Genomic DNA, 26,959 nt, shown 5'->3' on the forward strand with positions numbered 1-26,959 from the left:
GTGAGGTCCGCAGCATGCCGCTACAGCCAGGTCTCTACCGCCATTACAAAGGTCCCGAGTACCGTGTTTTCGGTGTCGCCAAGCATTCGGAGACTGAAGATGAGGTGGTGTTCTATCAGGCCCTGTATGGCGAATACGGGCTTTGGGTGCGCCCCTTGAGCATGTTTCTGGAGTCGGTCGAGGTTGACGGCGAGCAAGTGCCGCGCTTTGCTTTGGTTCAGGCCGAACCTGATCTTTTTTCAAGGTCGTGAGGGGAGACCTTGCAGTAGCCTGTGCTTGACCTCACCTTGAAGCCACTATATATAGCGGGGCCTTGACGGCTCCAACGTCTTTTTTCTCGCATTAGGAATTTTCCGATCCATGGGCAAATCGCTGGTCATTGTGGAATCCCCGGCTAAGGCCAAGACCATCAACAAGTACCTGGGCAACCAGTACGTGGTGAAGTCGAGTATCGGCCATATCCGAGACCTGCCCACCAGCGGTTCGGCGAGCGCCGCCAAAGAGCCTGCTGCCAAGCGCGGCAAGACCGCGTCTGAAGCGCCTGTGCTGTCGCCCAAGGAAAAGGCCAAGCGCCAGCTGGTGGCGCGCATGGGCGTCGATCCCGAACATGGCTGGAAAGCCAAGTACGAAATCCTTCCCGGCAAGGAGAAGGTGATCGAGGAACTGCGCCGCCTGGCCAAGGATGCCGACACCATCTATCTGGCAACGGACTTGGACCGCGAAGGGGAAGCCATTGCCTGGCACCTGCGCGAAGCCATCGGTGGTGACGACAACCGCTACAAGCGCGTGGTGTTCAACGAGATCACCAAAAAAGCCATCCAGGAAGCCTTCTCCAAGCCGGGCGAGCTGGACATCGATCGGGTCAACGCCCAGCAGGCGCGGCGCTTCCTCGATCGCGTGGTGGGCTACATGGTTTCGCCACTACTGTGGCAGAAGATCGCCCGCGGTCTTTCGGCTGGCCGCGTGCAGTCGGTTGCCGTGAAGCTGGTGGTGGAGCGTGAGCGCGAGATCCGCGCGTTCATTCCCGAAGAGTACTGGGAAGTGCACGCCGATCTGGGCACTGCCAAAGGCGCCAACGTACGTTTCGAAGTCGCTCGTGAAAAAGGCGAGGCGTTCAAGCCGCTGAACGAAGCCCATGCCATGGCGGCCCTGGAAAAGCTCAAGGCTTCGTCCTACAGCATCGCCAAGCGTGAAGACAAGCCGACCAGCAGCAAGCCGTCGGCGCCGTTCATCACCTCCACCCTGCAGCAGGCAGCGAGCAACCGCCTGGGTTACGGCGTGAAGAAAACCATGATGATGGCCCAGCGTTTGTACGAAGCGGGCTACATCACGTATATGCGTACCGACTCGACCAATCTGTCGGCCGACGCCGTGGAAATGGCGCGCACTTACATCGAAAGCGAATTCGGCAAGAAGTACCTGCCCGAGTCACCGATCGTCTACAGCAGCAAGGAAGGCGCGCAAGAGGCTCACGAAGCGATTCGTCCCTCCGACGTCAATACCCATCCGAGCAAGCTCACCGGCATGGAACGTGACGCAGAGCGCCTGTATGAGCTGATCTGGCGCCAGTTCGTGGCCTGCCAGATGCCGCCTGCGCAATACCTGTCGACCACCGTCAGTGTGGCTGCCGGCGATTTCGAGCTGCGCGCCAAGGGCCGCATTCTCAAGTTCGACGGCTACACCCGGGTGTTGCCGCAGATGAGCAAGCCTGGTGATGACGACGTGTTGCCGGACATGGCCCAGGGCGACAACCTGAAGCTGATCAAGCTCGACCCGAGCCAGCACTTTACCAAGCCGCCTGCGCGTTACTCCGAAGCGAGCCTGGTCAAGGAGATGGAAAAGCGCGGTATCGGTCGTCCTTCGACCTACGCTGCGATCATCTCGACCATTCAGGACCGTGGTTACGTTGCGCTGCACAATCGCCGCTTCTACTCGGAAAAAATGGGCGACATCGTCACCGAGCGTCTGTCTGAAAGCTTCTCCAACCTGATGGACTACGGCTTCACCGCCGGCATGGAAGAGAACCTTGACGACGTGGCCCAGGGCGAGCGCGACTGGAAAAACGTGCTGGATGAGTTCTACGGCGACTTCAAGAAGAAGCTGGAAGTGGCCGAAGCCAGCGACAGCGGCATGCGTGCCAACCAGCCGGTGATGACCGACATACCGTGCAAGGTGTGCGGTCGTCCAATGCAGATCCGTACCGCGTCCACCGGCGTGTTCCTTGGCTGTTCGGGCTATAGCCTGCCGCCCAAGGAGCGCTGCAAGGCCACCGTCAACCTGACCCCGGGTGACGAGATTGCCGAAGACGATGAGGGCGAATCCGAATCCCGCGTGCTGCGTGGCAAGCACCGCTGCCCGATCTGCAGCACGGCCATGGACGCTTACCTGCTCGATGAAAAGCACAAGCTGCACATCTGTGGTAACAACCCCGATTGCGCAGGCTACGAGATCGAAGAGGGTACGTACCGGATCAAGGGCTATGAGGGCCCGAGCGTCGAGTGCGACAAGTGTGGCGGCGAGATGCAACTCAAGACTGGCCGCTTCGGCAAGTTCTTCGGCTGTACCAACTGCAAGAACACCCGCAAGCTGCTCAAAAGCGGTGAGGCGGCGCCGCCGAAGATGGATCCGGTGAAGATGCCGGAGCTCAAGTGCGAAAAAGTCGACGACACCTACATCCTGCGTGACGGCGCTTCGGGATTGTTTCTGGCAGCTAGCCAGTTCCCGAAAAATCGTGAGACGCGTGCGCCTCTGGTACTGGAAATCGTCCCGCACAAGGACGAAATCGATCCCAAGTATCACTTCCTCTGCGAGGCACCGAAGAAAGACCCTGATGGCCGTCCGGCAGTGATTCGTTACAGCCGCAAGTCCAAGGAGCAATATGTGCAGACCGAAGTGGACGGCAAGCCTACCGGCTGGCGCGCGTTCTACGATGGCGGCACCTGGAAGGTCGAAGACAAGCGTTGATCGCTTCGTTCTGATGCGCGGGCGGCTGGCGAGCGGCTGCGCTTTGCGTTAAAACAGTCCCTCGGTGTGCAGCGGTGCATCGAGGGATTTTTTTGCCTCTGGCTTGCTCGTTCAAATTTCATTGATGTGGAGGCCACTGTCATGGCACACGAACTCTATACCCGCACCAATCAGAAGATCTTCTTCGCCGGGCTTGCGCTTGAAGCGATGGCCAAAGCGTCGGTGAGCCCGGCGATGAACGCACAGGGGCTTGAACAGGCCGAGCGTGAATCCGCGGTGTTTCATCTGTATGGCGCGTTGTTGGGGCTGTGCCACGAGATCGCCGGATTCTATCGTCTGCCTCAGGCCAGTACGGCGCGTGCCGAAGACCTGCTGACTCCGAAAATGCTGGAAGCGATCGCCATTCCCGAGATGGCCGAGCTGGTGGAGCTGGCGCAGCATCGTGAAACCTGGCTCGCGCAGTTGTTGGCTTCCTATAACGCCTTGTTCCTGCCACCTCGAGCTCCGAAAAAGCCCAAGGGTGACGTGACCCAGCCATTGATTATCGCGGTGGGCGCGCAGGAAGAGGTTGAGGTGGCAATCACGCGGGAGGAGATGGAAAGCTGGCGTCAGCAGCTCAAGAGCCTGGCCATTCGCTTTCGGGAGGGGTTGAGCGAGTGTTGATGCAGAGTGATCGATGGACTAGGGACTGAGACATCAGGCTGTTACAATGCCCGCCTTTCGTGGAGAACTGTCCTGATGCCAACCTCTTTTCTGGAAATTGTCGAGCTGCCTGACGGCCGCATTGAGCTGCGTCGCGCCGAGGATGAAGGGTCTCTGGTGACCTTGAATTTCTCCGAAGACGCCAAGTCCTTCCTGCAAGGTCAGCACGTCGAGGTCGCCAAGGCGATGCTCAGCGTTGGCGTGCAGATGGCCGGTCGCCTGGCTGAAGGCGAGTTGACCAAAGAAGAAGAGGGGCCACGGGTCCTGCATTGATTCAACTGATCCTGTTCGGGATCAGTGTCGTAGTTCTGTCTCTGGCGGCTTCTTTCCATCAAGAGGCCCGGATGCAAATCTCGTTACTGACGTGTTGAGTCTGCTCAGGTGTTCAGCCCAGGCGGATGTTGAGACTTTGTGCGTCGCCGATGCGTGCCGCGCTGATCAGCTGCTGGCGCGCGCCACTGGTAATCGGGTTTATCCAGCTGACCACTGTGTGGCTGCGGCCCAGGCGCAACGCCTCCCGGGTGAGTTCCAGCGCGCTCTGTTTGCCTCGAGGATGCATCAGGATAATGCGTTCGCGGTTCAGGCCTGCGTCGCGCAACCAGGCTTGAGTGACGCTCGATGGCGGGGCGATCAAGGTCAGCCAGCGGTCGTTTCTGTCCTGGCTCAAATCACGCAGGATGGGAGCCAGCAGGTTCAGGCAGTTTCCGGCAGCGCCGCGCAATGACAATTCACTGAAGACTTCTGGTTCGTTGTTCCAGGGCGTTTCAACGACTTCGTCGAGAACCGCTACCTGCAGCAGAGGAACCTCGAGCATTGGCACGCCAGGTGCCATGAATGCTTCGAACAGCGGCAGTTGTGCATGTTGTTGCGGTGTCTGTGGGAACTGCATAAACGTTCTCCTTAGCGGCGAATCACGCCGACGCTCAGCCCTTCGATGACCAGATCCTGATCCTTGAGGTTGACTTCGATGGGGGCGAAATCCGGGTTTTCGGCAAGCAACCAGACCTTGCTGCCTTCACGCTTGAAGCGTTTGACGGTGACTTCATCGCCAATCCGGGCAACCACGATCTGGCCGTTGCGGGCTTCACGGGTGGTATGCACTGCAAGCAGATCGCCATCGAGAATGCCGACGTCCTTCATGCTCATGCCATGGACGCGCAGCAGGTAATCGGCACTGGGGTGGAAGAAGGCGGGGTTGATGGCCAGCGACTCTTCGATATGTTGCTGGGCGAGGATCGGCGCACCGGCTGCGACTCGACCAATGATGGGCAGGCCGCTGTCCTCGCTCTTGGCTTCGAAGCCTGGGATGCGGATGCCGCGTGAAGCGCCCGGGGTCATTTCGATGGCCCCTTTGCGCGCCAGCGCTTTCAGATGCTCTTCGGCCGCATTGGGCGATTTGAATCCGAGCTTTTGAGCGATTTCCGCACGGGTAGGCGGATAGCCGTTGTCTTCGAGACAGCGTTTGATGAAGTCCAGAATCTCGGCTTGGCGTGACGTCAGTTTGATCATGTGCATCGCTCTGTCTTTTTATACAGTGACTGGGATTATATACAGTGATCGCGTCTTGGCAATCCTCCTTTTTACAAGGCGCCCGCAAGCGCCATTCGCCGTACGCTGCGGGTTTGTCACAGGACGCTCTGACAGCCACGGTTTATATGGTTAAATGGCGTGACTGATCAGGCAGAAAACGGACAGTCAGGGTTGACATGCAGTCGGCTGAAACGTATGTTTCAAACAAGTGTTTGTCAGGCGAATCACCATGGCTCAGTCGGAAACAGTTGAACGAATTCTCGATGCTGCGGAGCAGCTTTTCGCAGAAAAGGGTTTTGCCGAAACGTCGTTGCGGCTGATCACCAGCAAGGCATCAGTCAACCTTGCTGCGGTGAACTATCATTTTGGCTCCAAGAAAGCGCTGATCCAGGCCGTGTTCTCACGTTTTCTGGGGCCGTTCTGCATCAGTCTCGACAAGGAGCTGGAGCGTCGCCAGGCCCGGCCCGAGCACAAGCCTTCGCTGGAAGAACTGCTGGAAATCCTCGTCGAGCAGGCGCTGGTGGTGCAACCTCGCAGCGGCAATGATCTGTCGATTTTCATGCGCCTGCTGGGCCTGGCATTCAGTCAGAGCCAAGGGCATTTGCGGCGTTATCTGGAGGACATGTACGGCAAGGTGTTCCGCCGCTACATGTTGCTGGTCAATGAGGCCGCGCCGCGTATTCCGCCCATCGAGCTGTTCTGGCGCGTGCACTTCATGCTCGGTGCCGCGGCGTTCAGCATGTCCGGCATCAAGGCGCTGCGGGCGATCGCGGAAACCGACTTCGGCGTCAACACTTCGATTGAGCAGGTCATGCGCCTGATGGTGCCGTTTCTGGCCGCCGGCATGCGTGCCGAAACCGGCGTCACTGACTCGGCGATGATCAGCGCCCAACTCAAGCCTCGCAGCAAAAGCCCGGCGCCAGCCCCCGCCAAGGTCTGACGGCCTGGCAGACGGGTGCCGAGCATTTGCATCGCACCCGGCGATCCCTCACCATGCCGCAACTGAGCAATGGTTGTTGAAGGATCTTCATATGCGTTCTGGCCTGCAAGGCTCCCTGATGGTGGATATCGCCGGTACCTGGCTGACATCCGAAGACCGCCAGTTTCTGCGCCAGCCCGAGGTGGGCGGCCTGATCATTTTTGCGCGCAACATCGAATCCCCTCGGCAGGTTCGCCAACTGAGCGCCGCCATTCGGGCAATTCGTCCTGACCTGCTGCTGGCGGTGGATCAAGAGGGCGGGCGAGTGCAACGACTGCGTCAGGGCTTCGTGCGCCTGCCAGCAATGCGTGCCATCGCCGACCACCCGAATGCCGAATTGCTGGCCCGACAGTGTGGCTGGCTGATGGCGACCGAGGTGTTGGCGGTAGGCCTGGACCTGAGTTTCGCCCCTGTGCTGGATCTGGATTACCAACGCAGTGCAGTGGTGGGCAGTCGCTCATTCGAAGGCGACCCTGAGCGCGCGGCATTGCTGGCTGGCGCGTTCATCCAGGGCATGAATGAAGCGGGCATGGCCGCCACTGGTAAGCATTTTCCGGGGCATGGCTGGGCCGAGGCTGATTCGCATGTGGCGATTCCCAATGACGAGCGCAGCCTGGAGACCCTCCGTGCCAATGACCTGGTGCCGTTCGCGCGTTTGAGCAAACAGCTGGCGGCAGTGATGCCGGCGCACGTGATTTACCCGCAGGTCGACTCCCAGCCAGCAGGCTTTTCGCGCCGTTGGTTGCAGGACATCCTGCGCGGCGAACTGGGTTTTGACGGGGTGATTTTCAGCGACGATCTGTCCATGGCCGGCGCGCATGTGGTGGGCGACGCCGCCAGCCGGATCGAGGCTGCCTTGACTGCAGGCTGTGACATGGGCTTGGTGTGCAATGACCGCGGCGCTGCCGAACTGGCATTGACGGCCGCGCAGCGAATGAAAGTTACCCCGGCTGCGCGTCTCGCCAGGATGCGCGGGCAGGGTCTTGCGACCACCGAATATCGCCAGCAGCCACGCTGGCTGGCAGCGCTGAGTGCCTTGCGCGCCGCACAATTGATCGATTAAGGATTTGCCATGACTGTTTACGCAATTATCGGCGGCACCGGCCTGACGCAACTCGAAGGCCTGACGATTCGTCAGTCGCTGCCGATGAACACGCCTTATGGCGCGCCCTCCGGCGAGATCCAGATCGGTGAATACGCCGGCCGCGAGGTGATGTTTCTCGCCCGTCATGGTCACCCGCATCGCCTGCCGCCGCACAGGGTCAACTATCGGGCCAACATCTGGGCGCTGAAGCAGGCTGGCGCTCAGGCGATTCTGGCGGTCAATGCGGTGGGCGGTATTCATCCTGACATGGGCACCGGACATTTCTGCGTGCCGCATGATCTGGTGGATTACACCAGCGGTCGCGATCACACCTTCTTCGCCGACGATCTTGAGCAGGTCACGCACATCGACTTCAGCTACCCCTACAGCGCGCCACTGCGCGCCCGCCTGATTGATGCGCTGGCCGCCGAGGGCTGTGCATTCAGCGATTTCGGCGTGTACGCCTGCACTCAGGGACCGCGTCTGGAAACCGTGGCCGAGATCGTCCGGCTGGAGCGCGACGGCTGCGATATCGTCGGTATGACAGGCATGCCGGAAGCCGCGCTGGCGCGCGAGCTTGAATTGGAATACGCCTGTCTGGCGCTGGTGGTCAACCCGGCTGCGGGCAAGTCCGCAGCGGTGATTACCATGGCTGAAATCGAGCAAGCGTTGCATCAGGGGATCGACAAAGTCAAAGCGACCCTGGCGCGGGTGCTTGGCGCGGTCTGATCGTCCAAGGCTGCAGGGGCCGGCAATCGGCCCCTTGACAGCATCCCGACTTCAGCGTGAAAGCAGTTGCAACCATCCGTGTTCATCCTGCGTCACCCTGTAACCGTCATAGCTGTTCAGCGACGGGTGCGCGGTTTCGATAGCGTGCTTGTGCGCCGCGGTGATCACTACCACTTTTGCCCCGGCCGCTTCGGCGGCAGCGATGCCAGCAGGCGCATCCTCGAAGACCAGGCATTGATCGGGTTTGACACCCAAACGCTCGGCCGCCAGCAAAAAACAATCCGGGGCCGGCTTGCCGTGCTCAACGTCTTCGGCCGCGATCACCAGCGCTGGCATTGGCAAGCCTGCGGCGACAATCCTGCGCTCGGCCAGGCGACGCGGCGCTGACGTGACCACTGCCCAGCGGCCTGCTGGAAGCATGCGCAGCAGTTGAGCGGCGCCGGCGATGGACACCACACCCTCGACATCGTCGATTTCAGCCTGGGTGAGCAGCGCCGCCTCATGCTCAGGATCAACGCCTGGCAGATTCAACCCTCGCACGGTTTCGACGCAACGCACGCCGTGAATGGTCGGCAGGAATGTCTCGACATCCAGGCCCTTGCTCAAGGCCCATTTCGTCCACACGCGCTCGGAGGCGGCGATTGAGTTGGTCAGCGTGCCGTCCATGTCGAACAGAAAGGCGGCGAATGAGTGTTGATCCAGCATGCCGTTGTCTCCTTCAGAATCACCATTGACCCGATGCTAGCACGCGATCTGTCTGACAGCGCGGCAGGCAAACGCTTGTGTCCTGGGCCTGCGTCGGCTGGACGGTCATGGCACACCACTGTCCGGGGGCTATCGTTTGGTTTCAGGAGTCACACTTATCGGATGAGGTCAGGACCATGAATACCAGCGATCTACTCGAGCAACTGTTGCGTGCCAGCCAAGGCACAAGCACGCAGCAAGGCACCGGTACTGGAGCGCAGACCGGGCAGGGTGGTCTGGGCGGACTGCTGGGCGGTTTGCTGCGCGGCGGAGCCTCCTCGGGGGCAAGCGGCGGCGGTCTGGGCGGATTGCTGGGAGCAATCCTGGGAGGTGGTTCGACAGGCAGCGTGGCGGGCGGCGCGCAGACGCGTTCCGGCAGCGGCAGCCAATACGCGATGCTGGCGTCGCTGGGCATGATGGCTTTCAAGGCCTATCAGGCCTGGCAGCAGCAACAGGCATCGGCGCCGCAGCAGGCGGCGCGCACGGTGGATCAACTGGCCGGGCCCGAGGCCGAGAATCACAGTCATGCGATCCTGCGCGCCCTGATCGCGGCGGCCAAGGCTGACGGCAAGGTTGACGAAAAGGAGCACCGGATCATTGCCGCAGAGCTGTCGCGCCACACCGATGATCCGGCCCTGCAGCAATGGATGGAAAATGAGCTGGGCAAACCGCTGGATGCGGTCGAGGTCGCGCAGCAAGCCAATGGCGAGCCTGGCATGGCCGCCGAGATGTATCTGGCCAGCGTCCTGCTGGTGGACGATCAGCAGGACGCCGAGCGCAGGTACCTCGATGAGCTGGCTGCGGCGCTGCACATCGACGCTCAACTGCAGGTGCATCTGGAGCAGCAAGCCAAAACCGATGTGGCCTGAGGTGCCACGGCCTACGCTTTGTCTTGAGCAAAAGTCAACGGCACTTGGTTCGAAAAGTTGTCCACGGAAAACGTGAATATCTCTGTGGATAACTGGCTGTAAGCCAACAAATGCAAGGCCTTACTCGCAATGGTCGTTTAATGATCAGTTTGTCCAAAGGCCCGGAGCGAGCGGGCCAATTGTCAGAAACCTGTTCAGTGGAATGCGCCGCTGAACGAGGTGTCGATCACACTCTTGATGTCAAAGGCCTTGGGCAGTGCCCCGGTCTGCAGCAGAAAATCGGCCGTGTCTTGATAATCCCTGGCGGCGCCAGGATCGACCGCGCCGACGCTCATGTCAGCTTGCCCGATCCAGTGCCGCGACACGGCCTGATCCAGATTGGCCCTCTTGGCCCATAAATCGGCATACGCTTCCTTGTTGCCCTGCACCCAGCTTCGTGCTTGTTGCAGACGTGTGAGGAAGTCGGCGATGGCCGCGCGCTTGGGCTCGATGGAGCCTGCGTTGGCGGCAATGCTCGACAGACCGGGCATCAGGCCGCGGGCGGTGATGATCGGTCGGGCGCCTGAGAACACCTGTTGCTGCGAGATGTAGGGTTCCCATACCGGGAAGGCGTCAATGCTGCCCTGGGGCAGTGCGGCAGCTGCGTCGATGGGCATCAGTTTGACGAACTGCACATAGTCTTTTGGCAGTCCGGCTTTCTCCAGTGCGCGCAGGGTCAATTGCTGGCTCCAGGCGCCGGGCCAATAGGCCACTTTCTTGCCTTTGAGGTCTTCGATGGTTTTCGCTGGCGAATCCTTGGGCACCAGCAAGGCAATGGTGTCCAGGTTTTGTCGCGATACCCCGATCAGCTTCACCGGTGCGCCCTTGGCTGCCAGGAAAATAAACCCCGAGTCGCCCAGAAAGCCCAGGTCAAGCGCTCCGGCTTCCAGGCCTTCAGCGACCGGTGCCGCCGACTGGAAATGCTTCCATTCCACGGTGTAGGGGGCGTCCTTGAGCACGCCAGAGGCCTCTACCGAGGCGCGGACGTTGTAGTAGTTCTGATCGCCCACCACCAGGGTAACGGGAGCGGCGGCATGCACCAGCGGGGTGAGCAGGGCCAATGAGGCCAGGCCATGGCGAATAAAGCGCGAAAGGGTCATTCAAGCGTCTCGGTGAACGTCGGTCAGGAGGGGGAGGTGCCGACATCAGAAGTTGAGGCGAACAGGATGGGCCTGAACGTGGACTCAAGATTGCAGGGGATGTGCCATGACGGGGCGACGGCGTTCACTGGCGTTTAATGGCTCATTGGCCGGGGGGCAGGCACTTTCTCTCGGCTGACACGCTTCGTGGCAGGCAGGTGTACGCGCAAGCGCGTGGGAGGGGCTGTACCTGAGTCAGCAAACTGCGTATTGGCTGTTTCTCGGTGAACAGTTCCCGCGCGGGGGGCGCAGGACCGATAGGCGGGAGGTCAGGTCATAGGCCTGACATCGCGCCGCCGATACGTGGGTTAAACGTATCGGCGGGGATGGGTCATTCAGGTCTGCTTCGGCAAATCAGGATTCCGCCCACTCCACATCCGTCAGGCCAAGTTGTTCGGCTTTGGGCTTACTGACTTTCGGCACTTTGTCCGAACGGTATTTCGGTATCTGCCCAAATCCTGCGTCCACCGATGCCCAGTGCCAGGCGGATGCATTGTCCATGGCCTCGGCGCTGATGTAGAAGCTTTTGTATTTGCCATGCAGCAGATAATCGATTCTGAAGTGCTTGTACTGTCCCACTCTTGCGAACCTCCCTATCAGTCGCTCACATTCCACTGAGTCGCTGTCACGCGGAAAATTCACTCGAAATAATGCTTTTACTACCAAACGGTTAGGAGTCGTACAGAACGAATGGATAGGATGGTGCAGATGTGAACAAATGGATGGTTCACGCGCCGTTGCCAGATAACTAAGAGCAGCCCGGCATTGCGTAGTTATCTGGCCGGCAAGTGCCAGATAACCCACGCTGTGAAGCTGGACTGCTCTGAGTGTTTGTCAGTGGCGGCTTATTTACTCAGGAACTTGAACACGGTGGTCTGATTGTAAGCCTTGCCCGGATCCAGTCGTGTTGACGGGAAGTTGGGCTGGTTCGGCGAATCCGGGTAATGCTGGGTTTCGAGGGTGAAGGCGCCCCAGTGAGGATAGATTTTGCCCGCCTTGCCCTTGACCGTGCCGTCGAGGAAGTTACCGGTGTACAGTTGCACGCCCGGCTCGCTGGTGAACAGCTGCAGGCGTCGCCCGGACTTCGGATCGACCACATCGGCGGCCAGTGCCGACACCTTGCCCTTGGTGTCCAGCACCCAGTTGTGGTCATAGCCGCCTTCGTTCGGCTCGGCGAATTTCAACTGCTCATTGTCCTCGCGAATCCGTTTGCCGAACGCAGTTGGTTTGAGGAAGTCCAGCGGTGTACCCGCCACGGGCGGCAACTCGCCGGTCGGGATCAATTTGACGTTGACCGGCGTGTAGTGCGATGCCTTGACCATCGCCACCTGGTCGAGGATGTCACCGTTGCCCGCACCCGCCAGGTTGAAGTAACTGTGGTTGGTCAGGTTCAGCACGGTCGGCTTATCGGTAGTGGCGTGGTACTGAATGCGCAACTCGTTCTTCTCGTTGAGGCTGTAGGTCACCTCGGTCTTGAGGGTGCCCGGGAAGCCCATCTCGCCGTCCACCGACACGTAAGTCAGCTTGACCCCGACCCACCCTTTGTCCTTGACCTGCTCGGCTTTCCATATCTGCTTGTCAAAGCCCTTGGTGCCGCCATGCAACGCGTTGGTCTTGTCGTTCTGCGGAACCTGATACGACTTGCCGTCGAGGCTGAACTTGCCGTCCGCCAGGCGGTTGCCGAAACGGCCGATGGTGGCGCCAAAGAAGGACGTGCCGTGCAGATAACCGTCCAGGTCGTCAAAACCGAGCACGACGTCTTCGGCCTTCTTGTGCTTGTCCGGCACCAGCAGCGACTGAAGCGTGGCGCCATAGGTGATGACCGTGGCTTGCATGCCCAGACTGTTTCGCAGGGTATATTTTTCAACCGCCGTGCCGTCCGGCATCTTGCCGAAAGCAGCATGTTCGCTGGACAGTCCGGCGGCGTTGACTTGCAGTGCCGCAGCCAGCAGTGACAGTCCGATAGCAGGGATCAGCGTCTTCCTCATTGCGTCCTTCCTTTTGTTGTTATGGATACAGCCGTTTCTGTAGTAGTGAGCTTGCTCGCGATGCGGTTCCGGGCATGGACCTCATGTCGCCGGGTCCTGGGGTATCGCGAGCAAGCTCACTCTTGAATTGGTCATACTATTCATCAGGCAAAAAAACGATTTATCGATTTATAGAGCAAAAATTCTCGATTTAAAAATAAATTGTAATACTATTTACCCAAGTTCAAGCTTGCGTCAGTCGCCGGTCAGGTTTAGCCCAGGTTTTGCAGGTTGTACAGGCGTTTGACACTCAATCGTATGATGATTAGCCTCGAATCGCGGAAAACACCGCGTGAAGGGGCGGATGACATGAGCAACAGTTTTCACGCGTCGACTGTAGACCGTCTGGGGGCCTGGATTGCTCAAGGCAGTGTCGGGCCGGGACAGGCGCTTAAGGTCGAGGCGGCATTGGGTGAAGAGTTCGGGGTCAGTCGCACGGTGATTCGCGAAGCCATCAAGACATTGGTGGCCAAGGGCATGCTGGAAGTCGGGCCGAAGGTCGGCACACGGGTGTTGCCGGTGCGCAGCTGGAACCTGTTCGATCCACAGGTGGTTGGCTGGCTGGCGGCCAAGGGTTTGCCGGAAAGCTTTGTGATGGATCTGCTGGACCTGCGGCGCGCCATCGAGCCGATGGCCGTGCGCTGGGCGTGCGAACGGGCGACGCCGCAGCAGATTGTCGAGATCCAGGCGGCCTATGTGCAGCTGGCGGCCAGTGTGGCGGACAAGGGTGACTACAACCACGCCGACCAGTGCTTTCACGAGGCGGTGCTGGCGGCCAGTCACAACCAGTTCATCGAGCAGATGCTGCCTGCGCTGGGTGCGTTGCTGGCGATTTCCTTCGAGGTGTCGTCGGCCGTGCCGGGCGAGCTGGGTCGCACGTTGCCGCTGCACAAGGATCTGGCCGACGCCATCGCCACACGCGATGCGGGCCGTGGGGTCTGGGCCTGCATGAGCCTGATCGAAAACGCCAGTGAGGTGATTTCCCGCTCGCTGGCGCAGTGACGACGGAGCAGGGCCGGGCGAGCCGGTGTCGCCGCTACAGTGATGAAGAAACAAGATGGCTGAACACTCGACAACAATAAAAAACAGGACATCGTGATGGATTGGCAACCGGTCTGTGACCAGCGATTCAAATTGGCCGAAGGGCCGTTCTGGGATGCTATCCAGGGCAGTTTGTACTGGGTGGACATCGCCGGATTCCGCGCACTGCGCCTGCATCAGGGCCAGGTGCGGCACTGGCAGTTCAACGAGCCAGTGTCTGCTTTCATTCCCACCATTGCGGGCGATGCGCTGGTGACGTTGGCCAGTGGCGTATACCGCCTGAACCTCGAATCCCACGCTGATGAGCCGGCGCTATCCTTGTTGTGCGTGGCCGACCCGGTGACAGGCAACCGCGCCAACGAAGCGCGCTGCGACAGCCGGGGCCGACTGTGGCTGGGCAGCATGCAAAACAACCTCGACGCCCAAGGCGCTGACTTGCCGCTGGAACGCCGATCGGGTGGGCTGTTCCGAGTCGACGGCGACGCGCAGGTCACGCCGTTGCTGCAAGGACAAGGCATCGTCAACACCCTGCTCTGGGCCGATGACGACAGCACGCTGCTCACCGCAGACAGCCTGGACGGAGTGATTTACCGCTACTCGATTCAGGCTGATGGTGCTCTTGGCGAACGGCGCATTTGGGCGGCCAGGCATGTTCGCGGCGTGCCAGATGGCTCGGCGATGGACGCGCAAGGCTATGTCTGGAATGCACGCTGGGGCGGCCATTGCCTGATCCGGTTCGCCCCGGATGGCAGTGTCGACCGGATCGTCGAAGTACCGCTGAGTCATCCCACCAGCTGTGTATTCGGCGGACCTGACATGACGACCCTGTTCGTCACCAGTGCCAGACCTGCCAGCGACGCGCTGGAACTGGACGGCTGTGTGATCAGGGTTGAAACCGGCATCAGAGGGTTGGCTTCGAATCGCTTTGCAGGTTGAGCCTTTACTGCAACAAGGGTGTGACACTCGGTTACATAGACGTCATTGATAATATGATATGACTGTTTTCAGTCGTACGGTCTGCGATGCGAAAGCACGCGCAACTGTCACGACATCCACTGCTGGACGCTGTAGCTAGTCAATAAAAATAAGGAGTTAGCTATGTTGAGTCGCCACGGGATTCGTTCCCTGTGCTGTGCCGCTGTTGCCACCGCCATTGTCGGAATGAGCGGCGGCGTCACTGCTGCCGATAAGGTCAAGATCGGCTTTCTGGTCAAGCAGGCTGAAGAGCCCTGGTTCCAGACCGAATGGCAGTTCGCCGAAAAAGCCGGCAAGGATCACGGCTTTGAAGTGATCAAGATCGCCGTGCCTGACGGCGAGAAGACCCTCACCGCCATCGATAACCTGGCCGCCAACGGCGCCAAGGGTTTCGTCATCTGCCCGCCTGACGTATCGCTGGGCCCTGCCATCGTCGCCAAGGCCAAAGCCAACGACCTGAAGGTCATGGCAGTGGATGACCGGTTCGTCGACGCCAAGGGCAAGTTCATGGAAGACGTGCCGTACCTGGGCATGGCCGCATTCGAAGTCGGTCAGAAACAGGGCGCGGCCATGGCCACTGAAGCGCAGAATCGCAAGTGGGACTGGAAGGAAACCTACGCGATCATCAACACCTATAACGAGCTGGACACTGGCAAGAAGCGCACCGACGGTTCGGTCGATGCGCTGAAGAAGGCCGGTCTGCCAGACGACCACATCCTTTTCACGGCGCAGAAGACCCTCGATGTCCCGGGCAGCATGGACGCTACCAACGCCGCCCTGCCTAAACTGCCAAGCGGCGCGAAGAACCTCATTGTCGGCGGCATGAATGACAACACCGTGCTCGGTGGCGTACGCGCGACCGCAGGTGCCGGGTTCAGCCCGGACAACGTGATCGGCATCGGCATCAACGGTACTGACGCTATCGATGAGCTGAAAAAAACCAAGAGCGGTTTCTTCGGCTCGATGCTGCCAAGCCCGGACAAAGAAGGCTACAACACCGCCCTGCAGATGTATGAGTGGGTGACCACCGGCAAGGAGCCGGCCAAGTACACCGCCATGGACGACGTGACCCTGATTACCCGCGAAAACTTCAAGGAAGTGCTGACCAAGATCGGTCTGTACAAGTAATCAGCGGCTCATTTCGGCAAGCCTGATCCGTCAGGCTGACATCCGCAAGGCCTCGCTCCACACCGTTGGGTGGAGCGAGGAGGAGGTGGTTCATGCAACAGGCATCGGTTCAACTACAGCAGTCCAGTGGCAGTTTGCGCTTCAACGGGATCGGCAAGACCTTTCCCGGTGTGAAGGCATTGTCGGACATCAACTTCGAAGCTCGGCCAGGCAGCGTCCATGCGCTGATGGGCGAGAACGGCGCGGGCAAGTCGACGCTGCTCAAGATACTCGGCGGCTCGTATCAGCCCAATAGCGGCGACCTGCAGATCGGCGATCAACGCCTGGCCTTCAAATCCACCGCTGACAGCATTGCAGCGGGCGTTGCGGTGATTCACCAGGAGTTGCATCTGGTCCCGGAAATGTCGGTCGCGGAAAACCTGCTGCTGGGGCATATGCCAAACCGTTGGGGGATGGTCAATCGTCGGGCGATGATGCGCCGCGCCCGCGAACTGCTCAAAGGCCTGGCGGACGAAATCGACCCCGCGACTCGTCTGGGTGACTTGTCCCTGGGCCAGCGGCAACTGGTGGAAATCGCCAAGGCGATGTCGCGCAATGCTCACGTCATTGCCTTCGATGAGCCGACCAGCAGCCTGTCGGCGCGCGAAATCGACCGTCTGATGGCAATCATCGTCAAATTGCGCGACGAAGGCCGGGTCATTCTTTACGTGTCGCACCGCATGGAAGAAATCTTCCGGGTCTGTGACGCGGTCACGGTGTTCAAGGACGGACGTTTCGTGCGCACCTTCGAAGACATGGCCGACCTGGACCATGACCGCCTGGTGACCTGCATGGTCGGTCGCGACATCCAGGACATCTACAACTACCGCCCACGCCAGCATCAAGGGCCGAGTCTGCGGGTTACCGGCCTGATGGGGCCTGGTATCCAGGAACCGGTGAGCTTTGCGGTGCAGAAGGGCGAAGTGCTGGGGTTTTTCGGGCTGGTCGGTGCAGGCCGTACCGAGTTGTTTCGCATCCTGTCGGGGCTGACCCGCAGTCAGGCCGGGACGTTGCAGCTCGATGGCAAACCGCTGAGCCTGAAGTCGCCGCGCGATGCGATATCGGCCGGGATCCTGCTGTGCCCGGAGGATCGCAAGAAAGAAGGCATCGTGCCGCTGTCCAGTGTCGCCGAGAACATCAACATCGGCGCGCGGCCCCGGCATGTGCACCTGGGTTGCCTGATTCAGGGACGCTGGGAGCGCGACAACGCCCGGCATCAGATTCGCGCGATGAACGTCAAGACGCCTTCGCCGGAACAGCAGATGCTGTTTCTCTCCGGCGGCAATCAACAGAAGGCCATCCTCGGGCGCTGGCTGTCGATGCCGATGAAGGTCCTGTTGCTCGACGAGCCTACTCGCGGCATCGACATTGGCGCCAAATCCGAGATCTATCAGATCATTCATGACCTGGCCGCCGACGGCATCGCGGTGATTGTGGTGTCCAGCGATCTGATGGAAGTCATGGGTATTTCCGACCGCATTCTGGTCATGAGCGAAGGCGCCATTACTGGCGAGCTTTCTCGCGATGAGGCCAACGAACAACGGTTGTTGCAACTGGCATTGCCGCGTTCGCGCGGCTGACATCTGGTCACGACAGTGAAAAATAAAAATGAGGTGCGTATGTCTACTGAATCCAGCCTGACGGCTCCCCGCCAGGGCATGAACATGCGTCGATTCATCGACGACTGGGCCATGCTCCTGGCTGCACTGGGCATCTTCGTGCTCTGTGCCTTGCTCATCGACAACTTCATGTCGCCCCTGAACATGCGTGGCCTGGGTCTGGCGATCTCCACCGTCGGCATCGCCGCCTGCACCATGCTGTTCTGCCTGGCGTCCGGGCACTTCGACCTCTCGGTAGGTTCGGTGCTGGCCTGCTCCGGGGTCATTGCCGGGATCGTCATCCGCGACACCGACAGCGTGTTTCTCGGGGTCTCGGCGGCGCTGGCCATGGGCCTGCTGGTGGGCCTGATCAACGGCATCGTCATTGCCAAGCTGCGCATCAACGCGCTGATCACGACACTTGCGACCATGCAGATCGTGCGTGGCCTTGCCTATATCTTTTCCAACGGCAAGGCCGTCGGTGTAGGCGATGAAGCGTTTTTCGTGTTCGGTAACGGCCAGCTGTTCGGCGTGCCGGTGCCTATCCTGATCACGGTCGTATGTTTCGTGTTCTTCGGCTGGCTGCTCAACTACACCACTTACGGGCGCAATTCACTGGCCATCGGGGGCAATCAGGAAGCCGCGCTACTGGCCGGGGTGCATGTCGACCGGACCAAGATCATCATCTTCGCCGTGCACGGGCTGATCGGTGCGCTGGCCGGGGTGATACTGGCTTCGCGCATGACCTCCGGCCAGCCGATGATCGGTCAGGGCTTCGAGCTGACAGTGATTTCGGCGTGCGTCCTGGGCGGCGTATCACTGAGCGGCGGGATTGGCATGATTCGCCACGTGATTGCCGGGGTGTTGATCCTGGCGATCATCGAGAACGCAATGAACCTGAAGAACATCGACACCTTCTATCAGTACGTGATTCGCGGCACGATCCTGCTGTTGGCAGTGATCATCGACCGGATGAAGCGGCGTTAAGAACGGTTCGTCCGCCGCTGGCGTCTGATTCTGGCCGCAGGGCGGAGGAGCGCGGCTGGTCCCGCGAGCGACGGGGAATGCGTCGTAAATCGGCCACCTCGGTGGGGCAGGCAAGACGGGGGCGTCAGGTTTCACGACGACTCCGTCGCCGATCGCGGGACCAGCCACGCTCCCACGCCCTGCGGGCCGAAGCATCCGCCAGTGTTGATCGTTCCCCCACGCACCTACACGCACCTACACGCACATCCCAGTAGCAGCCCGGCTTGCCGGCGGTGGCGATTTTGAGGGCCTCACCGCTGGCAAGCCGGACTGCTACGGGGGGCCGCACACGGGCATTTGTTTCTGGCCGCAGGCCGTGCTGCTAAGGCAGTGACAGGTCAATCGCGCATCAGGCGTCAATCGCCAGCTTTTGCTCAATCCAGCGGGCGAAGGCCAGGGTCGCGGTATCGCTCAGTACTGGCCCGATCACCTGAATGCCCAAAGGCAATCCCTGCGGCCCGAAGCCCACCGGCAGATTCAGACTGGGCAACCCCATCAGGCTCCAGATGCGCGAGAACATCGGGTCACCGGTGCGTTCCAGGCCTTGCTCGGCTTCACCGCAGGCGCTGGGGGTCATCAGCAGGTCGTAATCGGCGAAACCACGTCCCAGCTGGTGCCTGGCCGACGCCAGCTGTGCGCGGTGTTGCAGGGTGTGTTCATAGGTGATTCGCGATCCGCGCTCAAGCATTGCCTGAAGCCGTTCGCTCAATAGCTGCGGATGGTTCAGGCGCTCATCAGCCAAGGCCTTGAACGCCTCGGCGCACATCACCTCATCATGCGCCTGGCTCAGGGCACAGACCGCCTGGGTCAGGGTCACGTCCACCAGATGCACGCCGGCCTCGTGCAATCGACCAACAGTGGTCTCGAACGCTCGCTGGGCCGCCGGGCTGGCGCTGTCCCAATGCGCCGTGCGGCACACGCCAATGCGTGGCTTGCGGTCGTCGGGCAGCTCGCGCCACTGTGGGGCGTTAGCCATGACAGAGGCGAGCAACGCCACGTCTTCGACGCAGCGACCGAACGCTCCGACCGTGTCCAGTGACTCGCTCAGGCTTTTGACTCCAGCGCGGGGAATCAGGCCGAAGCTGGGCTTGAAACCGACCACGCCGCAATAGGCTGCCGGACGAATGATCGAAGCGGCGGTCTGGGTGCCCAGCGCCAGTGGCACCATATGCGCCCCGACGGCCGCCGCCGAACCGCTGGAGGAGCCACCGGGGGTGTGCTGATGGTTATGCGGGTTGCGGGTCGGGCCAGGGGTGAATGTGGCGAATTCGGTGGTGACAGTCTTGCCCACGACAATCGCCCCGGCCTGGCGGCACAGGGCGACTGCCGCTGCGTCATTGACCGGCTGATGATGCTGGTAAATCGGCGAGCCATAGCCCGATGGAAAATCGCGGGTGTCGAACAGGTCCTTGACCCCCAGCGGGGGGCCATGCAACGGGCCGCGCAGAGGGCCTTGATCCAACTGTCGGGCGAGCTGCATGGCGCGTCCGGCGTCGTACTGGCGCCAGGCGAGAATGTCCGGTTCATGGCGTTCAATGCACGCCAGGCAGGCCTGGAGCAGAGCCTGAGCGGTCAGCTCGCGACGCTGCAACAGTCGAGCGGCAGCGCTGGCGGTCAGTTGGGTCAAGTCATGGGAAGAGAGTGGCACTGGGCTGTCCGGCTGGTGATCAGAACTGAAGATCATGCCGTAGGCGTTGCGCCGTTGTACACCGCTCGACCGGTGATCAAGCGAGCTTCGACGTCACGAAGATCAGACGCACCGAAGCCTGGGCGAACGCCTGGGTTTCTGAGCGGATCGTGTCGAGTTCGGTTTTGGCGACTTCATCATGTGTATGGCTGGCGCGGGTTTCAATCAGCAGCGCGACCTGATAAAGCGCATCGATCAGCTCATGCAGATTCTGATGTAACTGATGGGTGGCCTTGCCCAGGTGCTCGGCTCTGCCCCCGGAGCGCGCAGGCAACAGAGCGGTGTCGGGTTCAAGGTCAGTTGCCAGTACGCGCAAGCCCGTCAATACATAGTTGATATCCACGCCAGCCTTGGCGATACGCAGTAGATAATCGGCTTTCGGTGAACGTGCCCCACTTTCATAATTACCTTGTGCATTGGTTTCCACTCCGCCAACAGAGCCCAGTGCGCTTTGTGACAACTTCAGGCGATTGCGTTCCTGTCGCAGTCTTTGACCGATCCCTGTCATGTGTTTCTCCTCGATATTGCTGCTGACAGCGCTGACGCTCGACGTTTGGCGCGGATACGCAATGGGTACGACACAACTATTATGAAGAGTTGCAAATAATTCATTAAGTCATACTAATTGCTTGGCGCCGCATTGGGCGTCTGTATCTTTAAATGTAAAAATGAGTATCGGATCCAATTGTGGAACATTCAATTGACTATTGGAAGTATTAATTAAACATCCGTTTGATTCGTGCACCTGGTGGCGACCCGACCATTGAATTCGCAAGATTTTCGCGCGTAGCAGCTCGGGCGCTGGGTAGGGCGGACGCCGTATGGGGCGTCCGCGACACCGCAGGGTTCAGGAGGGGCAGCGGGAGGAGGGTTGACGCGCCCAGTTGCTGGCGGTCTTGGCGATGGTGTCGGCCAGGCTCGACACGGCTTTTTGATGGGCCAGCACCAGATTTTCCATGCCAAGTCCGGCGGGCTGACGAATCACGCTGCTGCAGGTCAGGTTCTGGCGCTTGTCGCCGCTGCTTCGCAGGCTCAGATTCCACACCACGTCGATCAGCGCGTACTGGCCCAGTACCGACTCGAAGCGCCGCACATCCGTGCGGATCGACAGCACCGGTTCGTCGGACTGCTTGGGCAGGCCCGCCAGGTCGCGGGTGCCGAAGCGGCGTTCCAGTTGCCCGGTCAGGGCATCGTGAAATTCATCGCCCAACGGGGCGCCCCAGCGCTCGTTCTCCAGAATCGCCAGGCTACCGTCGCCCTGTCGCACCACCAACGGCGGCTGGTCCACCTGGACCGGCATGAGCACCGCCTGCATCTCGAACTGAAACGGCGCCTGCGTTGCACTGGCCCGTGCCTGAGTGGCCGGAGCGATCAATGTGTAGTAATGCGTCGGGGTCGACGCGCAAGCGCTAAGCCCCGCAGCGCAAGCCAGGGCCAGAAGGTGGGTACGCACTGTCATTGCACAGGCTCCGGGGCAATTTCACGGGAAGAGGACGAACCTTTGTATGAGCCGGGCGCCGCATCGCCGGAGCGACCGCGGATAAGCGATTCAGGGTGGCGACTGAGGAAGTCGGTCAGCACCCGCACCGAGCGTGCGGTGCGCTGCACTTCATCCATCGCCTGGCCCAGTTGCTGGCGTGCCGGCGAATCATCGGAGAACGTTGCATTGGCAGTGCCCAGGGTTTTCTGCGCCTGCTGCAAGGTGCCGCGCATCTGCGGCAAGACCTCGCCATTGACCTGCTTCATGGTTTTCTGCAATTCGACCAGGCTGCCGTTGAGGTTGGCCGCCAGTTCGTCGATGGGGATTTTCCCCAGTTTGTCGACGAATGCCTGGAGTTGTTCCTGCAGCTTGTCGAAGCTGCCGCCCACGGTCGGAATCTCCAGCGGGCGTGCCTTGGCGTTGTAGGCGATCTTCGGCGCCTTGGGGTCGAAGTCCATGGCCACGTACAGCTGGCCCGTGAGCAGGTTGCCAGTGCGCACTTGCGCCCGCAGGCCACGTTCGACAAAGCGACCGAGGATTCGTGAGGTCTGCTCTTCGGCATCACCGCCGCCGGCCTGCTCCTTGAGTTTGTCATTGGCCGCGCCCAGACGCTGTGGATAGATGACCGCGCCAACCAGCCCGGGGAAGGAACCGGTGGCCGGGTCGTAGTCCAGGTCAACAGAGACCACGCGGCCAATGTTCACCCCCAGAAAATCCACCGGCGCGTTGACCACCAGGCCACGCAGCGATTGATTGAAGCGCATGCGGATGTACTTGGGCTCGCCATCGGGAGGCGCCAGCGCGGTGGCCTGGTCTTCGAACAGCTTGAACTGCGCGTTGCCGTCGGCGGGCTTGGCATCGGGGCTGTATTTGGGCTCGCGAAACGCGATACCACCGGAGACGATCGAGGTCAGCGACTGGGTCGATACCTTGAGGCCCGCGGCGCCCAGGGTCACGTCAACGCCACTGGCGTTCCAGAATCGCGAATCGGTGAGCACGTAGTCATCGTTGGGCGAGTTGACGAAGATCTCGATGTCCACTCCCTTGCCGTCTTTGGCCAGTTCATAAGCCACCACCTGACCCACCTGGATGCGCCGGAAGTACACCGGCGAGCCGATGTCCAGCGAGCCCAGATCGTCGGTGTGCAGGATAAAGCGCTTGCCTCGCTCGCCAAAGGTCACCGGCGGCGGGGTTTCAAGGCCGGTGAAGTTCTTCTCGGTCTTCTCCGAGCTGCCCGCGTCGGCGCTGATGAAGGCGCCGGATAACAGCGTGTCGACGCCGGAAATACCGTGGGCACCGATGCGCGGGCGAACCACCCAGTATTGCGTGTCGGCACGGGTGAACGGCGCTGCGGACTGGTTCAGTTCAATGGTGGCCAGAATGTGCGTGCGGTCATCACTCAAGGTAATGTCGGTGACCGTGCCGATCACCACGTTCTTGTACTTGACCTGAGTTTTCTTGGCCTCCAGACCTTCGGCGGTGAGGAAACTGACCACTACCTTGGGACCGACGTTGAGGAAATCATGGATAACCATCGACAAGCCGATCAATCCGGCGACGATGGGCACCAGCCAGACCAGTGAGATACGCGCCTTGCGGGCCTTGACCTGCGGTCGCCCCGGGGTCGGGACAGACGGGGATGGGGTGTTATCTGACATCTTCAACCTCTGCGTCCCAGATCAACCGGGGATCGAAACTCATGGCGGCAAACATCGTCATCACCACCACCAAACCAAAGAACAGGATGCCCAGGCGCGGCTCGATGGTGCTGAGCCCGCGAAACTGGACCAGTGCCGCCACCAGGGCAACCACCAGCACGTCGAGCATCGACCAGTAGCCGATCAGCTCGATGAATCGATACAGCCGCGCACGCTCACGCATCGCCCACAGGCTGCGGCGCTGACAGGTGATGAGTAGGGTGCCGAGCACCAGAAACTTGATGCAGGGCACCAGTACGCTGGCGATAAAGATCAATATGGCGATGTCCCAGGAGCCGCCTTCGGCGAATTCGATGACACCGCTCATGATGGTGTTTTCGCTGGCGCTGCCCAACAGCGTAGTGAACATGACCGGCAGGATATTGGCTGGAATGTAGAAAACCAGCGCGGCGATCAGAAATGCCCAGGTGCGCGCCATGCTGTTGGGTTTGCGGCGGTGCACGGCAGAGTCGCAGCGAGGACACTCGTGGGCGTCCTGCGGGCACACGTAACTGCACACATGGCAGAGGGTGACGTTGCGCTCGCGCGCGAAGGGGATGCCATTCATTGGGCTTCGACCCCCAGCTCGTGCCATAGCCTGCGGATGTCCTTGCCGGCGATCAGCACGATCAACACCATCAGCATGGCCATGGCCCACAGTCCTACACCAGGATGCACATCGAGCATGCCCGCCAGCTTGATGATGGCCACCAGGATCCCCAGCAGGCAGACCTCGAGCATGCTCCAGGGCCGCAAGTGCTCCAGCGTGCGCATGCAGATCTTGAAGCCGGGGGCGATTTCGTTGCGGTGGGCGTGAACCAGCACCCAGAACAGCAAGGCGATCTGCAGGGCCGGGGCCAGGATGATCGCCAGCCCTGCGACCAGGGCGATCAGGGTGATCTGCCCCTGGGCCAGAGCGTGCACCGAACCCCACAGCGTCACTTCGTTGTGCAGGCCCTGCATGCTGATGCTGATGACCGGAAACACGTTGGCGAAGATGAACAGAATGCCGGCGGCGATGCTCAGCGCCAGCAACTGTTCGATGCTCATGCGATGTCCGCGGTCGAGCACGGCGGCGCAACGCAGGCAGTAGGCCGACTCAGCCTTTTTCAATGGCTGGGCCTGATAGAGCGAGTCGCAGTGCTCGCAGATGATCCACTGTGCCGGATCATCCTGAGGCGTTGAGTTGTCGGTCATCGGTGCCGTCGTTGAGGAAGTGGAGATGTTCACGATAGTCGTGCTTGCGGCAATGACCTGCCCGACGCTTGGACCGCAGCAGTGGATGTCTGCGCGCAACAGGGATTGCAGTGACGTCTGGCTGAAGTCATGAACAGCACGCTGATGAATTCGATTGAAACATTGACCACAATGCCAGCATCCGGTTCGGTGTCGGTCAGGCAGTGTGGGAGAACAGGCTGAAATCTTCTCACGTCTGCTGTAACGCTCAGCAGTGAGGTGTTGCGCCATGTGTCGCGGCAAACGCGACAAGTGTAGCGCGACATCAGCGGTTGCGCTCGCCGCGATGGTGATAAGTGCCTGAATAACAAAAGTTTGCCAGACGATGCACAGCGTTTGCTTCTTTGAGTATTTGACCGCAGGCGGGATTGTCACAGGCCGACCGCATTCGCCAGCAAGCGGGCTCCCACAAATCCGCAATGTGTCAGCCAGGACGTGGAAATCACCGAACCATCGTACAGATTCCCCGAAGAGTCCGCCGGGGTGGCGCTCCACCTTGCCGACGATCTGGCGCCAAGCGCCAGCAAGCAGCACGGGCATGACCGCTCGAGCAATCCATTAGCCATCTACCGACTGTCCAGACACAAATCGCTCCGACCGGTGCAGCCAGAATCAGCTCGCAGGCCCCATCCCTCTCACATTGGACAGCCTGCACCGGCAACGACTAGGATCGACGCCATCTGCCAAGGTCGACGGAGTACTGCGATGCCTGCGTGGCGCAAGATCAGTTTGTGGATGGATCAGCTCGATGAGCCGTTATCGCCCCGGGCGTCGTTGCAACAGGACATTGACGTCGACGTGGCAATCATCGGCGCCGGTTACACCGGCCTCTGGACCGCGTATTACCTCAAGCACCACGCGCCCCATCTGAACATTGCGATCGTTGAGGCGCAGACCGCAGGTTTCGGTGCCTCGGGCCGCAACGGCGGCTGGCTGATGGGCGCACTGCTGGGTGAGGACCGCATGCTGGCCGGGTTGTCGGCAGAGGATCGTCGGGCGTGCTACGACTTGCTGTTCGACATACCCGACGAGGTCAAGCGCGTCATCGACCGTGAAGGTATCGACTGCGACTACCGCAAGGGCGGAGCGTTGTATTGTGCGGCGCGTTACCCCGAGCAGGAGCGAACCCTGCGCGAGTATCTCGAAAAACTGTACAAACAAGGCCTGACCGAAGCCGATTACCGCTGGTTGAGCCCGGACCAGTTGGCCGGGCAACTGCGCATCGCCAAACCCTATGGCGCCATTCATTTCTCGCACCTGGCCACCCTGCAACCGGCGAGACTGGTGCGCGGGCTTGCGCGAGCGGTCGAGCGCATGGGCGTGGCTCTCTACGAAAACACCCCGGCCAGCGATTGGCGCGCAGGACAAGTCACCACCGCCCACGGCCAGATCCGCAGCCGCTGGGTGGTTCCCGCCGTGGAAGGATATGCGGCGACCCTACCGCCATTGGGTCGCTACCAACTGCCGGTGCAAAGCCTGATCGTCGCCACCGAGCCGCTGCCTGCGCACGTCTGGGAAGAAATCGGCCTGAACCAGGGGCAGGCGTTCGGTGAAAACAGCCGGCAGGTGACCTACGGCCAGCGCTCCATGGACAATCGGCTGGTGTTTGGCGCACGCGGCGGTTATCAATTCGGCGGTCGTCTGCGCGACAACTTCGAACTGACCAACAGTGAGGTCGAGTTGCGTCGTTATCTGTTCGGCGAGTTGTTCCCGCAATTGAAAGACACGCGCATCACCCATTCATGGGGCGGCAACCTGGGAATGTCCCGACGCTTTCATCCGCACATGCTCATCGACCGCGGCAACGGCATCGCCCTGGCGGGTGGCTACGGCGGCGAGGGGGTCGGCGCGAGCAACCTCGGTGGCCGGACCCTGGCCGATCTGATTCTGCAACGTGACACGCTGTTGGTGCGCCAGCCCTGGGTCATTGATCAGGGCGGACTGAAAAGCCTCAAGGCCTGGGAGCCCGAGCCATGCCGCTGGCTGGGCTACAACGCAATCATCCGCAGCTTCGTCAATGAGGATCAAACCCTGGCCAATCCCTTGACCCCGGCCTGGCGCCGCAAGATCGCCGGCGGTGTGGCGGACTTCATGGAAGGCTTGATGAAATAGCCCACTGCCAAGCCCGCTGCGCCTACTGGTCGCGGTTGGGCTTGCGGCAATTCCCTGTTCATATCCCCAGTGAACCGAGCAGCCATCTGCTAACGCCATTCTGGCAATCAACCCCCCATTTCAGCCATCCCCGA

Annotated in this window: 26 protein-coding genes; 14 read left to right on the top strand and 12 right to left on the bottom strand. The window is 60.6% G+C overall.

Annotated features, from left to right (window positions below):
* The first annotated feature begins 14 nt into the window (after positions 1-14).
* The 4 genes from ACI2KS_RS13075 (at position 15) to ACI2KS_RS13090 (ending at position 3,939) form a co-directional block, all read left to right on the top strand.
* Positions 15-251: a DUF1653 domain-containing protein gene (locus ACI2KS_RS13075; protein WP_404620800.1), complete on the top strand. Its 237-nt coding sequence runs from the start codon at positions 15-17 to the stop codon at positions 249-251.
* Between the two features lie 109 nt (positions 252-360).
* Positions 361-2,964 carry a type I DNA topoisomerase gene (topA, locus tag ACI2KS_RS13080; RefSeq protein WP_404620802.1) on the top strand — a complete coding sequence of 868 codons (2,604 nt, stop codon included), beginning with the start codon at positions 361-363 and terminating at the stop codon, positions 2,962-2,964.
* 141 nt (positions 2,965-3,105) lie between these two features.
* Positions 3,106-3,627: a DUF6586 family protein gene (locus tag ACI2KS_RS13085; RefSeq protein WP_404620804.1), complete on the top strand. Its 522-nt coding sequence runs from the start codon at positions 3,106-3,108 to the stop codon at positions 3,625-3,627.
* Between the two features lie 75 nt (positions 3,628-3,702).
* Entirely contained in the window at positions 3,703-3,939 is a 237-nt protein-coding gene (locus tag ACI2KS_RS13090) for a hypothetical protein (RefSeq protein WP_081566183.1), read from the top strand.
* A 112-nt stretch (positions 3,940-4,051) separates the two neighbouring features.
* Here the strand turns inward: ACI2KS_RS13090 and sulA are convergent, their stop codons facing one another.
* Together sulA and lexA are read right to left on the bottom strand one after the other, a co-directional pair.
* On the bottom strand, positions 4,052-4,555 hold the full coding sequence (gene sulA / locus ACI2KS_RS13095; protein WP_404620806.1) for an SOS-induced cell division inhibitor SulA: 504 nt from the start codon (positions 4,553-4,555) through the stop codon (positions 4,052-4,054).
* Positions 4,556-4,566: 11 nt separating this feature from the next.
* The gene (gene lexA, locus ACI2KS_RS13100) at positions 4,567-5,175 is read right to left on the bottom strand and encodes a transcriptional repressor LexA (protein ID WP_404620808.1); all 609 of its coding nucleotides are present in this window, start codon (positions 5,173-5,175) and stop codon (positions 4,567-4,569) included.
* A 250-nt stretch (positions 5,176-5,425) separates the two neighbouring features.
* Between lexA and ACI2KS_RS13105 the strand changes: the two genes are divergently transcribed.
* The 3 genes from ACI2KS_RS13105 to ACI2KS_RS13115 all read left to right on the top strand — a co-directional run bounded on the left by ACI2KS_RS13105 (position 5,426) and on the right by ACI2KS_RS13115 (position 7,988).
* Entirely contained in the window at positions 5,426-6,136 is a 711-nt protein-coding gene (locus tag ACI2KS_RS13105) for a TetR family transcriptional regulator (RefSeq protein ID WP_404620810.1), read from the top strand.
* Between the two features lie 103 nt (positions 6,137-6,239).
* A complete protein-coding gene (nagZ, locus tag ACI2KS_RS13110; protein ID WP_404621599.1) occupies positions 6,240-7,238 on the top strand; it encodes a beta-N-acetylhexosaminidase in 999 nt (332 codons plus the stop codon).
* A 9-nt stretch (positions 7,239-7,247) separates the two neighbouring features.
* Positions 7,248-7,988, top strand: a complete 741-nt coding sequence (locus ACI2KS_RS13115; protein WP_404620812.1) for an S-methyl-5'-thioinosine phosphorylase — start codon at positions 7,248-7,250, stop codon at positions 7,986-7,988.
* A gap of 51 nt (positions 7,989-8,039) precedes the next feature.
* Here the strand turns inward: ACI2KS_RS13115 and ACI2KS_RS13120 are convergent, their stop codons facing one another.
* The gene (locus ACI2KS_RS13120) at positions 8,040-8,693 is read right to left on the bottom strand and encodes an HAD-IA family hydrolase (protein ID WP_404620814.1); all 654 of its coding nucleotides are present in this window, start codon (positions 8,691-8,693) and stop codon (positions 8,040-8,042) included.
* A 176-nt stretch (positions 8,694-8,869) separates the two neighbouring features.
* On the opposite strand from ACI2KS_RS13120, the gene ACI2KS_RS13125 reads away from it, so the two are divergent.
* A complete protein-coding gene (locus ACI2KS_RS13125) occupies positions 8,870-9,601 on the top strand; it encodes a DUF533 domain-containing protein (protein WP_404620816.1) in 732 nt (243 codons plus the stop codon).
* Positions 9,602-9,795: 194 nt separating this feature from the next.
* On the opposite strand, the gene ACI2KS_RS13130 is transcribed toward ACI2KS_RS13125, so the two are convergent.
* The 3 genes from ACI2KS_RS13130 to ACI2KS_RS13140 form a co-directional block, all read right to left on the bottom strand.
* Complete coding sequence (locus ACI2KS_RS13130; RefSeq protein WP_404620818.1) at positions 9,796-10,740, bottom strand: ABC transporter substrate-binding protein; 945 nt, start codon at positions 10,738-10,740, stop codon at positions 9,796-9,798.
* Positions 10,741-11,133: 393 nt separating this feature from the next.
* Entirely contained in the window at positions 11,134-11,358 is a 225-nt protein-coding gene (locus ACI2KS_RS13135) for a DUF6555 family protein (RefSeq protein ID WP_404620820.1), read from the bottom strand.
* 266 nt (positions 11,359-11,624) lie between these two features.
* A complete protein-coding gene (locus tag ACI2KS_RS13140; protein ID WP_404620821.1) occupies positions 11,625-12,767 on the bottom strand; it encodes an aldose epimerase family protein in 1,143 nt (380 codons plus the stop codon).
* A 348-nt stretch (positions 12,768-13,115) separates the two neighbouring features.
* Here ACI2KS_RS13140 and ACI2KS_RS13145 point away from each other — a divergent pair, with 348 nt between their 5' ends.
* The 5 genes from ACI2KS_RS13145 to araH all read left to right on the top strand — a co-directional run bounded on the left by ACI2KS_RS13145 (position 13,116) and on the right by araH (position 18,574).
* Positions 13,116-13,808 carry a FadR/GntR family transcriptional regulator gene (locus tag ACI2KS_RS13145; RefSeq protein ID WP_404620823.1) on the top strand — a complete coding sequence of 231 codons (693 nt, stop codon included), beginning with the start codon at positions 13,116-13,118 and terminating at the stop codon, positions 13,806-13,808.
* A gap of 96 nt (positions 13,809-13,904) precedes the next feature.
* Positions 13,905-14,783, top strand: a complete 879-nt coding sequence (locus ACI2KS_RS13150) for an SMP-30/gluconolactonase/LRE family protein (RefSeq protein WP_404620825.1) — start codon at positions 13,905-13,907, stop codon at positions 14,781-14,783.
* A 162-nt stretch (positions 14,784-14,945) separates the two neighbouring features.
* Positions 14,946-15,950, top strand: a complete 1,005-nt coding sequence (locus tag ACI2KS_RS13155; protein WP_404620827.1) for a substrate-binding domain-containing protein — start codon at positions 14,946-14,948, stop codon at positions 15,948-15,950.
* Between the two features lie 92 nt (positions 15,951-16,042).
* Positions 16,043-17,569 carry an L-arabinose ABC transporter ATP-binding protein AraG gene (gene araG / locus ACI2KS_RS13160; protein WP_404620829.1) on the top strand — a complete coding sequence of 509 codons (1,527 nt, stop codon included), beginning with the start codon at positions 16,043-16,045 and terminating at the stop codon, positions 17,567-17,569.
* A gap of 39 nt (positions 17,570-17,608) precedes the next feature.
* Positions 17,609-18,574, top strand: a complete 966-nt coding sequence (araH, locus tag ACI2KS_RS13165; RefSeq protein WP_404620831.1) for an L-arabinose ABC transporter permease AraH — start codon at positions 17,609-17,611, stop codon at positions 18,572-18,574.
* 388 nt (positions 18,575-18,962) lie between these two features.
* Here araH and ACI2KS_RS13170 read toward each other — a convergent pair whose 3' ends face one another.
* From ACI2KS_RS13170 to ACI2KS_RS13195, 6 genes are all read right to left on the bottom strand, one after another.
* Positions 18,963-20,261: an amidase gene (locus tag ACI2KS_RS13170; RefSeq protein ID WP_404620833.1), complete on the bottom strand. Its 1,299-nt coding sequence runs from the start codon at positions 20,259-20,261 to the stop codon at positions 18,963-18,965.
* Between the two features lie 76 nt (positions 20,262-20,337).
* Positions 20,338-20,808, bottom strand: a complete 471-nt coding sequence (locus tag ACI2KS_RS13175) for a helix-turn-helix domain-containing protein (protein ID WP_404620835.1) — start codon at positions 20,806-20,808, stop codon at positions 20,338-20,340.
* Positions 20,809-21,147: 339 nt separating this feature from the next.
* Complete coding sequence (locus tag ACI2KS_RS13180; protein ID WP_404620837.1) at positions 21,148-21,759, bottom strand: membrane integrity-associated transporter subunit PqiC; 612 nt, start codon at positions 21,757-21,759, stop codon at positions 21,148-21,150.
* A complete protein-coding gene (locus ACI2KS_RS13185) occupies positions 21,756-23,438 on the bottom strand; it encodes an intermembrane transport protein PqiB (protein WP_404620839.1) in 1,683 nt (560 codons plus the stop codon). The genes ACI2KS_RS13180 and ACI2KS_RS13185 overlap by 4 nt, the downstream gene beginning before the upstream one ends.
* Positions 23,428-24,045 carry a paraquat-inducible protein A gene (locus tag ACI2KS_RS13190; RefSeq protein WP_404620841.1) on the bottom strand — a complete coding sequence of 206 codons (618 nt, stop codon included), beginning with the start codon at positions 24,043-24,045 and terminating at the stop codon, positions 23,428-23,430. The genes ACI2KS_RS13185 and ACI2KS_RS13190 overlap by 11 nt, the downstream gene beginning before the upstream one ends.
* Positions 24,042-24,674, bottom strand: coding sequence for a paraquat-inducible protein A (locus tag ACI2KS_RS13195; RefSeq protein WP_404620843.1), 633 nt, complete (start codon positions 24,672-24,674; stop codon positions 24,042-24,044). Before ACI2KS_RS13195 ends, ACI2KS_RS13190 begins: the two co-directional genes overlap by 4 nt.
* A gap of 744 nt (positions 24,675-25,418) precedes the next feature.
* Between ACI2KS_RS13195 and ACI2KS_RS13200 the strand changes: the two genes are divergently transcribed.
* Complete coding sequence (locus ACI2KS_RS13200) at positions 25,419-26,825, top strand: NAD(P)/FAD-dependent oxidoreductase (protein WP_404620844.1); 1,407 nt, start codon at positions 25,419-25,421, stop codon at positions 26,823-26,825.
* Positions 26,826-26,959: the final 134 nt, after the last annotated feature.

It is taken from the genome of Pseudomonas sp. NPDC087358 (assembly GCF_044900785.1).
In the GTDB taxonomy this organism is placed as follows: Bacteria; Pseudomonadota; Gammaproteobacteria; order Pseudomonadales; family Pseudomonadaceae; genus Aquipseudomonas.